Source organism: Flavobacterium sediminilitoris, from assembly GCF_023008245.1.
Taxonomy (GTDB): Bacteria; Bacteroidota; Bacteroidia; order Flavobacteriales; family Flavobacteriaceae; genus Flavobacterium; species Flavobacterium sediminilitoris.
The window spans coordinates 2592995-2606603 of the sequence record NZ_CP090145.1 but is presented as its reverse complement, the minus strand read 5'-3'; the positions used below and the strand labels follow the sequence as shown (position 1 = coordinate 2606603).

Here is a 13609-nt window from a genome sequence, read left to right as displayed (position 1 = left end):
AATAATTTATTATATTGGACATTGATTATTCCCCAATACATTAAAAATGAATCCTAAAAGTAATCTCTATAGTTACTTCTTTTTTATATTATTTCCTATATTAACTATTGGACAAGATATTTCTTTGTATACTCAAATCAATGGTCGATATGATTTTACATTTATAGGGAACACTTTAAATTCTCAAGAAAATTCCTTTCAAACTACACCGAGTGTTTTAACTAGTTCATCTGCCACTTTAAATTTAAATTCGAACGATATTATAGAACGTGCTTATTTATATTGGGCTGGATGCGGAACAGGAGATTTTGATATAAAGCTAAACGATGTTGATGTCGTTCCCGAAAGAACTTTTTCAAATATTTTATATAATCAATTTCATTTTTTTAGTGCATTTGCAGATGTTACTTCTCAAGTTCAAGCTACAGGAAATAATACTTATACTGTTTCAGACTTAGACGTATCTAATTTTATTAGTTTACATTTTCAGAATAAAACTAATTTCGCAGGATGGGCTTTAATAATCGTTTATAAAAACAGTTCACTTCCTTTGAATCAGCTAAATATTTATGATGGATTGCAAGTTGTTTCCCAAACTCAAAACTCACTTTCTGTTAATTTAGATGCTTTAAATGTAATTGATAATCAAGATGCAAAAATAGGTTTTTTAGCATGGGAAGGAGATTCTGGATTAGCTATAAATGAAACATTGAGAATAAATGGTACTATTCTTAGTAATCCTCCTCTTAATCCTGCTAATAATGCTTTCAATGGTACTAATTCAATTACCAATTCTAATGAACTTTATAATATGGATTTAGATATCTATGGCATTCAAAATAATATTGCTATAGGAGATACAAATGCTACTATTGAATTAACTTCTGGACGAGATTATGTTATGATTAATGCTATTGTAACCAAATTAAATAGTCAATTACCAGACGCTACTATCCAAATAGATGATTATCAATTAGCTTGTAATATTAGAGAACTACCTGTTCGTTTTACTGTTTATAATGTGAATAGTACTGATATTTTACAAGCCAATACTCCTATCGCTTTTTATGTAGATGGAGTTTTAGTTGGCACTTCTCAAACTCAAAACACAATTCCTATTGGAGAAAGTGAATCTGGAAATGCTATTCTTACTATTCCAAGCAATATTCCGACAAATTTTAACCTAACTGCTGTTGTTGATGATATAGGAAACAATTCAGGAATAGTAACTGAATTAGTTGAATCCAATAATTCAAACACGATTGCTATCCAACTTTTAGTTTCTCCTGAATTTAATATTTTAGAACCTGTTATTAGCTGTAATTTAGGATTAACAAGAGGTGTTTTTGATTTTTCAAATTATGAATATCAGGTAAAAACGAATCCTTCTCAAACGGCTACATTTTATGAAAACTATGATGATGCTTTTAATGAGGTAAATCCGATTTTTAATACTACAAATTATGAAGTTATTACTTCTCCAAAAGAAATTTTCATTAGAATTGAAGATGACAATTGTTTTGCTATAACTTCTTTCTTTTTACAAACAAAAAACTGTCCACCAACAGTTTACAATGCTGTTTCTGCTAATAATGATACTCTAAATGATTCTTTTTTTATAGATGGTTTAAGAGATATTTTTGTGAATTTCAGGTTAGAAATATACAACCGTTGGGGAAAACACCTTTGGACTGGAAATAACAACAAACCAAATTGGAATGGTTATGTTCAGGAAGGAATTGGTTCAAAATTAGTACCAGAAGGAACTTATTTTTATATTCTATATCTAAATGATCCTAGCTATCCTGAGCCTTTAAATGGTTATTTATACTTAACTCGATAATTACATATTTTGTGTATAATAATTATAATCTTTCATTAATGTTCTAATAAAATCTTGATCATTTCCTGATTGATTTTTAATTCCTGTTACAGCAATTACTTTTTCTCTAAGTTTTATTAATGTAGCATAATCTCTTGTTTTTATAGCAGTTTCAAAAGTTTCTTTAATAATCCTAACATCATTATCGGATAATTTAATAACTAATGGATAAACTGGAACATAATCATTATTAACTTCTTGTAAAATAGTATGATTAATATTTATATTATTTTTTAATGAAATAACAGCTGTTCCTGCTGCCATATCTCCTAACCTCTGGTTTTTATTACTTGTAACAATCGCTATTAAACCTATAACGCCACTACCAATTAAGACTTCAATTAAACGAAATAACCATCGTACCAAATAATCTCCAAAACCTGCTTGATAACCATCAATTTTAATTACTTTCATCTTTAAAAGTTTTTTTGCTATGGTTTGTCCTTCCCATAAACTTTCTTGAATTAATGAATAAAACATTATTGGTAAACCTATAATAGAGAATATTCCCATTATAGACCATTGATCCATTCCTCTAAAAAAACGATCTAAATCGAATACATTTATAACAAAATACACAGCAATAATATAAGCGGCTTTAACCAGTGTATCAAGAAGTTGCCCTAGTAATCTATCTCCTACAGAAGCGGCTGTAAAATTTATCGTAACATTTTGTGTTGTTGTTATAGCTAATTGTGACATAATTTTTTATTTTAGCACTTCATGAGAGAAGTAGCATTTATAAAACAAAATAAAGAAAAATGGCTTGATTTTGAACAAGCAATTTTCGGTAAATCTAAGAAAAATCCTGATGAATTAGCAAGTTTATATATTCATTTGGTAAATGATTTAGCATACGCACAGACTTACTACACTAAAAGTAAGACAGTTGTGTATTTAAATTACTTAGCTTCACAAACCTATCAAAAAATTTATAAAACGAAAAGAGAAGATACGAATCGATTGGTATATTTCTTTAAAACGGAAGTGCCTTTAATTGTATATTCATACAGAAGATATATTTTATACGCTTTTATTCTCTTTACTTTACTTACTTCAATAGGAGTAATCTCTGCAAAGAACGATGATTCATTTGTAAGACTTATTTTAGGAGATGGTTATGTTAACATGACATTAGAAAACATAAAAGACGGAAACCCTGTTGCTGTTTATAAAAGTGGTAGTAATTGGGGAAGTTTTATTGGTATTACACTAAATAATCTAAAAGTAGGTGCAATGTCTTACTTTTATGGAATATTCTTTGGAATTGGTACTTTTTGGGTACTCATTCAAAACTGTATTATGTTAGGTTCATTTCAATACTTTTTTTACCAAGAAGGTGTTTTTTGGGAAAGTGTTCGAGGAATTTGGATTCATGGCTCAATGGAAATTTTTGCTATGGTTATAGAAGCTGGCGCTGGCTTTGCATTAGGTGCTAGTATTCTGTTTCCTAAAACTTTTTCTAGATTGAATTCTTTTAAAATTGGGTTTCAAAACTCCTTCAAAATATTTTTAAGTACTATGCCTTTTACCATAATGGCTGGTTTTTTAGAAGGTTATATTACTCGTTATTCTATAGACATGCCAAAACCATTAAGTATTGGTATAATATTAATCACATTAGCAATGATTAGCTTTTACTATTTAGTATATCCTTTCATTGTAAATAAAAAAATAAAGAACTAATTTATGTTTCAATTATATAAAAAAAGAAATTTTGGAGAACTTGTAAGCGATACGTTTGAGTTTTTAAAATTACATGGGAAAAACTATTTCAAAAATTATTTCATCATAAATGGTCCATTACTACTATTATTGGTAATATCGCTTTATTTCCTAACGAAAGTATATTTCGAAGGGATTTTTTCAACTATAACTATAGGAGACAATAACCCAAATGGTCTTATGAATCACATGTTTAATAATATGTGGGTTTTTATGGGACTAGGAATTCTCTTAATTATTACCATATTATTGGTTAGCATTGTTAATTATACTTATCCTGTAAGTTACTTAAAATTAGTTGAAAGTAGAACAGAAACTACAACGGAAAACATTCTAAAAATAATGAAATTGAAATTAGGAAGAACCATCATTTTTTTCCTTGCTTCTATTGTAATATTCATTCCATTATTAATCATTCTTGGTTTTTTAATGTTTTTACTAGTATTTATTATAATAGGAATTCCACTATTATTCATATTCATCCCTACTATTATGAGTTGGATGATATTAAGTTACTACGACTACATCTCAACAGAAAATGGCTATTTTCAATCATTAGGAAATGCCTTTGAAATAATCAAAAAGAAATTTTGGCCTATAGTAGGTTCTACAGTAATTATGTATATCATAGTTCAAGTAGTTGTAGGAATCATTACTTTCATTCCATATAGCATTTTTCTAGCGAGTATGTTTACAGATATAGATGCTAGCAATACCAATCAAACTTTTACTACAATGAGTGTTGTTTTATCAGCAGTTATGGTTATTTCAATAATATTAAATTACACTCTCCAAAATTTAATCTTCGTTAATCAAGGAATAATCTATTATAGTGTAAAAGAGGAAGAAGAAAATAATAGTATTAAAAGTGATATAGATTTAATAGGTAAAGATGGCGAATAAACAATTTCTTTTTATCCTTTTTTTATCATGCATTGGGTTTTCACAATCCGATACAATAACAGTTTCTTCAAATTCAACTCTTGAAGAAGAAATTTATTCTGAATATCAAGATTCATTATATTCTACTGAAAACTACATCATTACTCCAAAAACATTTGATCCAAATTTTCAAAAAAAATATACTGATGATGAATTTATATATGAAACTGTAATTGATAATAAAGAGCTAACAGCATGGGAACGCTTTTGGAGAGCAATCAAAAATTTCTTTGAACGATTATTTGATTTTGGAAGTTTAGGACGTTCTATATCTGGATTAGAAATAATTATGAAAATTATTGCTTTTATCATTATTGGTTTTGTTATTTACATGATTGTTAAAGTTATTATTAACAAAGAAGGACAATGGATATTTGGTAAAAAAAATAAAAAAATTACTGTTTCAGAATTGGTAGAAGAAAACATTCATTCTATCAATTTTAATGAGATTATAAAAAAATCAAAACAAGAAAAAGATTATCGACTTACTATTAGATATTACTATTTATGGTTATTAAAATCATATTCTGATAAAGAGCTAATTGAATGGGATATTGAAAAAACAAACTCAGATTATTTATCTGAACTAAAATCTCAAAATACAAAAGAAAATTTCAAATACCTCTCATATATCTACGATTACAGTTGGTATGGAGAATTTGAAATTAATGAACCCGATTTCTTAAAAGCTGAAACCGTATTTTTAAAAGCAATACAAGAAAAGTAAAATGCCAAAAAGTATAAAAATATACATCTTCATATTAGTCCTTATTTTTATAGGAGTAATAGTTATTGATGCAAACCGACCAAAACCAGTAAATTGGGCACCAACTTATAGTGTTAAAGACAAAATTCCTTATGGGCTTTATGTTTTAGACAATGAAATAGATAATTTATTTAAGGGGCAAAAAATAGAAAAATTTGGTGTTACTCCATATGAGTTTTTAGATCCAAAATATACCTATACAGATAGTACTTATAATACAAAAGGAACTATTTTATATATAAATGAGAATTGTGATATTGATAATGAATCAGCACATGAACTACTATATTTTGCTTCTCATGGTAATTCAATATTTATAAGTGCTAGTGATTTTTCTAGAGCTATTAGAGATACTTTACATTTCGACTATGGTTATGCCAATAATTATGCTGACACATTACAATTTTCGTTAAACAACAAAGAAAAATACAAGTACTTAAAAGGCGTAAATGATGTTTATTTTAAAGAATACGATTCTACTAAAGTAGAAATACTAGGTTATCAAAAAAACAGCAATAATGATTCTGTTCCAAACTTCATCAGAATTCCACATGTAAACGGATATTTTTATTTGCATACACAACCAGCCGCTTTTACCAATTATTACCTGCTTCATAAAGAAAATTATAAATATGCAGAAAGAACACTTTCTTATATTGAAGATGAAAAAATATTTTGGTATTTAGAAGGAAATCGCAATAATGTAGGTTCTCCTATGAGATATTGGCTAAGTCAACCTGCATTAAAATGGGCTTGGTATATTAGTTTAATCAGTATTTTTATCTTCATGATATTCAACGCTAAAAGAAGACAACGAGTTATTCCTATAAAAGAGCCACTAAGAAATACAACAGTCGATTTCACAAAAACTATTGGGAACTTGTATTATCAAGAAGGAAATCATCAAGATATAATTGATAAAAAAATAAAATTCTTTCTTGAAAAAATAAGAAATGAATACTTAGTTGACACATTCGATTTAAATGAAAGTTTTATCAATCGTTTGCATCAAAAAACCGGAAAAAGTAAAGCTGAAATTGAAAACCTTGTTCGTTTAATAAAAAAATATAGAAACCAAGAACAAAGTACGGAGAAAGACCTATTAGAATTTAATAATACCATTGAAAAATTGGGAATATAAAACAAGAATAATATAGACTTTACAGATATTATAAAAACACAAATCTGTACTCATGTCTCAATAATATAAAATTAAGTCAAGAAAAAATATATGGAAAATAATTTTGAATCACACGAAAATCTAAATGTAAACGAAAATTTAAATGATAATCTAAACTTTCAAACCCGTTTAAATTTAGCACCGCTTCAGGAAAGTATAACAAATATAAAAGAAGAAATAGCAAAAGTAATTGTAGGACAATCTAAAATGGTTGACCAATTATTAGTAGCTATTCTTTCTAATGGACATGTATTACTAGAAGGTGTTCCTGGTGTAGCAAAAACGATAACTGCAAAATTGTTATCAAGAACTTTAAGTTTAGATTTTAGTCGTATTCAATTCACACCCGATTTAATGCCTTCCGATATCATTGGAACATCCGTTTTTGACTTATCAAAATCATCTTTCGAGTTCAAAAAAGGGCCTATTTTCTCTAATTTTGTTCTTATCGATGAAATTAATCGTGCTCCAGCAAAAACACAAGCTGCTTTATTTGAGGTTATGGAAGAACGTCAAATTACTGCTGACGGTCATACTTACAAACTTGATTTACCTTTTCTTGTTATAGCTACTCAAAATCCTATAGAACAAGAAGGAACTTATCGTTTACCAGAAGCACAATTAGACCGTTTTCTTTTTAAAATAAACATTGACTATCCTAATTTATCAGAAGAAATACAAATTCTTCAGAAAGAGAACGTTTTACAAAATAATGACAAGCTAGCTCCAATTGCTCAAGTTATTGCAAAAAGTAACATCTTAACGTTTCAAACTTTAATAAAGCAAATTTTAATAGAACCGCATTTAGTAGAATATATTGCGAAAATTGTATTAAACACACGTGAAAATCCATTTTTATACCTTGGAGCATCACCAAGAGCTTCTATTGCAATTTTAAATGCTTCTAAAGGTTTTGCTGCGCTTAAAAATAGAGATTTTGTTACTCCAGAAGATATTAAAGAAGCTGCTATTCCTGTATTACAACACCGTGTTGTAGTTACGCCAGAACGCGAAATGGAAGGTATTACTAGCACCGAAATTATCAAACAAATTATTGATTCAGTAGAAATTCCTAGATAGAACGAATTCAATAGATTCATAAAAAAATCAATAGATAAATGAAGCAACTTTTAAAACAACTATATCTCAATAATTTCTTTTTTTATTGCCTCATGGGTATAATTACCCTATTTACTATTGCATACTTTTTTCCCATGTTTTACAATGCCGCTTGGTATTTACTATATGTATTAATCGTCTTTACAGCTATTGACATTCTATTGTTATTCGGATTTGGAAATAAAATTGAAGCTACTAGAATTACACCCGAAAAATTATCAAATGGTGATGAAAATTCAATAATTATCAGAATAAAAAACAAATATACATTTCCTATTCTTGCAAAAATTATTGATGAAATTCCATTTCAATTTCAAGAACGAAATTTTGAAGTAAAACGAAAAATAAAAGCTTCTACAAATGATAATTACCAATATTTTCTTCGTCCTACAGAGCGTGGTGAATATTCCTTTGGAAATCTTAATTTCTACGCAGTATCTCCATTGCAACTAGTTGCTAAGCGCTATACTTTTAATAAAGATCAAATGGTGCCCACTTATCCATCATATATTCAATTACGTAAATATGATCTAATGGCATTCTCTAATAATTTATTCCAATATGGTTTAAAAAAGATTAGAAGAATTGGACATACTATGGAATTTGAACAAATAAAAGAATATGTACAAGGAGATGATATTCGTACAATAAACTGGAAAGCAACAGCAAAGCGTAATCAATTAATGGTAAACCAATTTCAAGATGAAAAATCTCAAAATGTTTACATGGTTATCGACAAAGGACGTGTTATGAAAATGCCATTTAATGGATTAAGTTTACTTGATTATGCTATTAATGCTACATTGGTTTTATCAAATGTAATTATCAAAAAGCAAGACAAAGCTGGAATGTTTACTTTCTCAAAGAAAGTAGAAAATCGTGTAGTAGCTGAAAAAAGACAAAGCCAGATGCAAAACATCATGGAAAATTTATATAACATTAAAACTGATTACTTTGAAAGCGATTTTAGTCGTTTATATGTAGATATAAAAAAACATATCAATCATAGAAGTTTGATAATGCTATATACAAATTTTGAAACACTTGATGGTTTACATAGACAACTTCCCTATTTAAAAGGAATTGCAAAGAATCATCTGCTTGTAATAGTCTTCTTCAATAATACTGAACTAAACGAACTTATCCAAAAGAAAGCTGAAAATGTACAGGAAATATACGATAAAGTCATTGCTGAAAAATTTGCTTTTGAAAAACGACTAATCGTGAATGAACTTAAAAAATACGGTATTTATTCTGTATTAACTCAACCTGAACATCTTACATTAGATACAATAAACAAATATTTAGAGATAAAAGCTAGAGGAATTTTATAATATAAAAAAACAGAGAATTTATTACAAATTTACTCAATCAGATATTTTTAATGAATCTCCTAATTCTTTTTTATAAAGATATTATCATAAATAAGCTAAAATATTTTATATATTACACCACTATACAATTACTAATAAGTGGGAGTTACTACCTTTAGGTGGACAAATTAATTAAATCCTTCTGCTGTAACTTTACAAAATGGAAAAACAGAGAAGAATTTACAGTTTAAAACTGCAAAGCAATTATTGAATACCATAAAAAATAAATACAAATGAAATAATTTAAACTAAAGGCAGTAGGTATCTTTTATTCATAAGTTTTCATTTTATTTATTGGAATTCATGAATCTTCGATTTCCAAGAACGACAAGTAAAATATAAATTTATCTAATTCTATAAATCTGAATTTTCAGTCAATAAGATATGTTTCGTTTTTAAAGTCGATAAAAGCAGCTATTATAAATGGGTTGTAAGAACAACATCGAAAAGGAATTTATTACCAGAGTAGAAATGTTAGGATTTAAAGCGTTCAAAAAATTAGTTAGAAAGCTAATAAAAAAAATTATTTACAAAGTATTATAAAACGTAAGTTTAAAATAACTATAAATTCTTCCCATAAATATGCTGTTTTAGAAAATAAATTGAATAGAGAGTTTACAGTAATTAAAGAGAATACAGCTTGGGTACAGACAATCACTCATATCAGAACTGGTCAAGGTTGGTTGTATTCAACATTAGTTATTGATTTGTTTGACAGGAAAGTATTTAAAGGGTTATTAAGTAACACAATGAGAGCAAAAGATACCAACCGTTTTGATATAGTCCAATCAAGAATAAATCATTAATTTTCATTCTGATAGAGGAATACACAGTATGCATGCGAAGAATTTACATCAGAATTAAACAGGTATAAATCCATAATCAGAAGCATGTCAAGAAAAAGGAATCGTTATGATAATGCTGTTATAGGAATATTTTTCAAAATATTAAAAGTAGAATTAATTTATCAAAATCGTTATCAAACCAAACAAGAGACAGAATTATAAATCTTTGACCAGACCGGTAGTGAACTTGCGAAACAATATATCGAAACATTTTGCAATAACCAAAAAAGACACAAACCTATTAAATAATTTAACTATTTTAGAGTATCAAAAAATAATTAACAACAATTTAAAAATAGAGGCATAAGGTCTATAAAAAATTGTCCGAAACCTCATAAGTAAAAGACTTTTGGAGAGCTAATGGTAAAATGACTTCTATAAAATACTGCATAAAACAAATATAGTTTTAAAATAGTAATAAATCAATTCAATAAATAAGGATAAGCACTAGTACCTACTTAAGATATTAGTAATCATTTAAAAATAGCGAATATCCAATAAATTTTAAAAACAAAAAAACCCTAATCGTACTGATTAGGGTTTTTAAAAGAAAGGCGGCGACATACTCTCCCACAGGATTGCAGTACCATCTGCGCAGGTGGGCTTAACTTCTCTGTTCGGAATGGGAAGAGGTGAGCCCCACCGCAATAACCACCTTAAGAGGTTATAATTGCTTTAGGCAACTATTTGTAATATACATTTATTTTTCAAAATGAATAACTACAATAATATCTTAACATATTGAGACAAGAAAATCTATTTTTTACAGAAAGTTTCTCCCTGCGCCTTGCGGCGCAGGAAAAGCGTACATAAGCTTACGGATTATTAGTACTACTCGACTATGACATTACTGCCTTTACATCTATAGCCTATCAACGTGGTCATCTTCCACGATCCTTAAAAGAAATCTCATCTTGTGGTGGGTTTCGCGCTTATATGCTTTCAGCGCTTATCCCTTCCAAACGTAGCTACTCTGCAGTGCTCCTGGCGGAACAACAGATACACCAGAGGTTTGTCCAATTCGGTCCTCTCGTACTAGAATCAGATCCACTCAAATTTCTAACGCCCACAGTAGATAGAGACCGAACTGTCTCACGACGTTCTGAACCCAGCTCGCGTGCCACTTTAATGGGCGAACAGCCCAACCCTTGGGACCTTCTCCAGCCCCAGGATGTGACGAGCCGACATCGAGGTGCCAAACCCCCCCGTCGATATGAGCTCTTGGGGGAGATCAGCCTGTTATCCCCGGCGTACCTTTTATCCTTTGAGCGATGGCCCTTCCATGCGGAACCACCGGATCACTATGCTCTACTTTCGTACCTGATCGACCTGTATGTCTCTCAGTCAAGCTCCCTTATACCATTGCACTCTACGCACGGTTACCAAGCGTGCTGAGGGAACCTTTAGAAGCCTCCGTTACTCTTTTGGAGGCGACCACCCCAGTCAAACTACCCACCAAACAATGTCCCCCACTTAAGCGGGGTTAGGCCTCAGACAAGCAAAGGGTGGTATTTCAACAATGACTCCACAACGCCTAGCGACGCCACTTCAAAGTCTCCCACCTATCCTACACATCACGTGTCCAAGGTCAATATTAAGCTATAGTAAAGGTGCACAGGGTCTTTTCGTCCCACTGCGGGTAATCGGCATCTTCACCGATACTACAATTTCACCGAGCTCATGGCTGAGACAGTGTCCAGATCGTTACACCATTCGTGCAGGTCGGAACTTACCCGACAAGGAATTTCGCTACCTTAGGACCGTTATAGTTACGGCCGCCGTTTACTGGGGCTTCAATTCAATGCTTCTCCGAAGATAACATCTCCTCTTAACCTTCCAGCACCGGGCAGGTGTCAGGCCCTATACTTCATCTTACGATTTTGCAGAGCCCTGTGTTTTTGATAAACAGTCGCCTGGACCTTTTCACTGCGGCCAGCATTGCTGCTGGCGACCTTTCTCCCGAAGTTACAGGTCTATTTTGCCTAATTCCTTAGCCATGAATCTCTCGAGCACCTTAGGATTCTCTCCTCAACTACCTGTGTCGGTTTACGGTACGGGTACTTATAATCTAAGTTTAGAAACTTTTCTTGGAAGCCCTTAGGCACACTATCCCTTTGTCCGAAGACTCCGAGTACTATCGTATTTCACCATTCTCTACGGATTTGCCTATAGAGAATATAGTTAGGTACTTCAACGAACTATTCCGTCAGTTCGCGGTGCTTTCATCACTCCGTCATTCCATCACAATTATAAGTAGTACGGGAATATTAACCCGTTGGCCATCGACTGTCCCTTTCGGGTTCGCCTTAGGACCCGACTAACCCTCAGCTGATTAGCATAGCTGAGGAAACCTTAGTTTTTCGGTGTGCGGGTTTCTCGCCCGCATTATCGTTACTTATGCCTACATTTTCTTTTCTAAACAGTCCAGCAATACTCACATATCACCTTCAACCCAGTTTAGAATGCTCCCCTACCACAGATTAATCTGTCCATAGCTTCGGTAGTATACTTATGCCCGATTATTATCCATGCTCGTCCGCTCGACTAGTGAGCTGTTACGCACTCTTTAAATGAATGGCTGCTTCCAAGCCAACATCCTAGCTGTCTAAGCAGACAAACCGCGTTTTTTCAACTTAGTATACATTTGGGGACCTTAGCTGATGGTCTGGGTTCTTTCCCTCTCGGACATGGACCTTAGCACCCATGCCCTCACTGCTGAGCATCATTATATAGCATTCGGAGTTTGTCAGGAATTGGTAGGTGGTGAAACCCCCGCATCCAATCAGTAGCTCTACCTCTATATAACTAATTCAGCGCTGCACCTAAATGCATTTCGGGGAGTACGAGCTATTTCCGAGTTTGATTGGCCTTTCACCCCTACCCACAGGTCATCCCAAGACTTTTCAACGTCAACGGGTTCGGACCTCCACTGTGTGTTACCACAGCTTCATCCTGCCCATGGGTAGATCACACGGTTTCGCGTCTACCATTACTGACTATGGCGCCCTATTCAGACTCGCTTTCGCTACGGATCCATACCTGAAGTACTTATCCTTGCCAGCAACGGTAACTCGTAGGCTCATTATGCAAAAGGCACGCCGTCACCCCACGAAAGGGCTCCGACCGCTTGTAAGCGTATGGTTTCAGGATCTATTTCACTCCGTTATTCACGGTTCTTTTCACCTTTCCCTCACGGTACTGGTTCACTATCGGTCTCTCAGGAGTATTTAGCCTTACCGGATGGTCCCGGCAGATTCACACAGGGTTTCACGTGCCCCGCGCTACTCAGGATACTGCTATCTATATCTTCTCTTACCTATACAGGACTATCACCTTCTTTGGTTAACCTTTCCAGGTTATTCTAATTCAATCCGCATAGAATGTCGCAGTCCTACAACCCCAAAATTGCCGTAACAACTTTGGTTTGGGCTAATCCGCGTTCGCTCGCCACTACTTACGGAATCACTTTTGTTTTCTTCTCCTCCGCCTACTTAGATGTTTCAGTTCAGCGGGTTTACTCTCCTATCGGAGTACTATGTCTTCAACATAGTGGGTTGCCCCATTCGGATATCTACGGATCAATTCGTGTGTGCCAATCCCCGTAGCTTTTCGCAGCTTATCACGTCCTTCATCGCCTCTGAGAGCCTAGGCATTCCCCATACGCCCTTATTTTGCTTATTGTACTTGTTTTTCAAATGTTATACGAATATAACACCCGAAATTTGTGCTTTCTATTATATTTTTATATTTTCTTTTTTCAATATGTCAATGAACTTT

The 13609-nt window shown here is 32.1% G+C and carries 9 protein-coding genes and 2 rRNA genes; 8 read left to right on the top strand and 3 right to left on the bottom strand.

Annotated features, from left to right (window positions below; all coding sequences use genetic code 11):
* The first annotated feature begins 46 nt into the window (after window positions 1–46).
* Window positions 47–1843: a gliding motility-associated C-terminal domain-containing protein gene (locus LXD69_RS11970; protein ID WP_246915591.1), complete on the top strand. Its 1797-nt coding sequence runs from the start codon at window positions 47–49 to the stop codon at window positions 1841–1843.
* On the opposite strand, the gene LXD69_RS11965 is transcribed toward LXD69_RS11970, so the two are convergent.
* The gene (locus LXD69_RS11965) at window positions 1844–2584 is read right to left on the bottom strand and encodes an RDD family protein (protein WP_045966348.1); all 741 of its coding nucleotides are present in this window, start codon (window positions 2582–2584) and stop codon (window positions 1844–1846) included.
* Between the two features lie 21 nt (window positions 2585–2605).
* Between LXD69_RS11965 and LXD69_RS11960 the strand changes: the two genes are divergently transcribed.
* From LXD69_RS11960 to LXD69_RS11930, 7 genes are all read left to right on the top strand, one after another.
* On the top strand, window positions 2606–3568 hold the full coding sequence (locus tag LXD69_RS11960) for a stage II sporulation protein M (protein WP_246915590.1): 963 nt from the start codon (window positions 2606–2608) through the stop codon (window positions 3566–3568).
* A gap of 3 nt (window positions 3569–3571) precedes the next feature.
* Window positions 3572–4510, top strand: a complete 939-nt coding sequence (locus LXD69_RS11955; RefSeq protein ID WP_045966344.1) for a hypothetical protein — start codon at window positions 3572–3574, stop codon at window positions 4508–4510.
* A complete protein-coding gene (locus tag LXD69_RS11950; protein WP_246915589.1) occupies window positions 4500–5276 on the top strand; it encodes a DUF4129 domain-containing protein in 777 nt (258 codons plus the stop codon). The genes LXD69_RS11955 and LXD69_RS11950 overlap by 11 nt, the downstream gene beginning before the upstream one ends.
* A gap of 1 nt (window position 5277) precedes the next feature.
* Window positions 5278–6456 (top strand): DUF4350 domain-containing protein, encoded by a 1179-nt coding sequence (locus tag LXD69_RS11945; protein ID WP_246915588.1) that lies wholly within the window; start codon window positions 5278–5280, stop codon window positions 6454–6456.
* A gap of 90 nt (window positions 6457–6546) precedes the next feature.
* Entirely contained in the window at window positions 6547–7575 is a 1029-nt protein-coding gene (locus tag LXD69_RS11940; protein WP_045966338.1) for an AAA family ATPase, read from the top strand.
* Window positions 7576–7613: 38 nt separating this feature from the next.
* Window positions 7614–8948 (top strand): DUF58 domain-containing protein, encoded by a 1335-nt coding sequence (locus LXD69_RS11935; RefSeq protein ID WP_200894121.1) that lies wholly within the window; start codon window positions 7614–7616, stop codon window positions 8946–8948.
* A gap of 641 nt (window positions 8949–9589) precedes the next feature.
* Window positions 9590–9793, top strand: a complete 204-nt coding sequence (locus LXD69_RS11930; RefSeq protein WP_246915587.1) for a hypothetical protein — start codon at window positions 9590–9592, stop codon at window positions 9791–9793.
* Between the two features lie 588 nt (window positions 9794–10381).
* Here LXD69_RS11930 and rrf read toward each other — a convergent pair.
* Both rrf and LXD69_RS11920 read right to left on the bottom strand, forming a co-directional pair.
* Window positions 10382–10491: ribosomal RNA gene (gene rrf / locus LXD69_RS11925) — 5S ribosomal RNA — on the bottom strand.
* Window positions 10492–10637: 146 nt separating this feature from the next.
* Window positions 10638–13513: ribosomal RNA gene (locus LXD69_RS11920) — 23S ribosomal RNA — on the bottom strand.
* Window positions 13514–13609 lie beyond the last annotated feature (96 nt).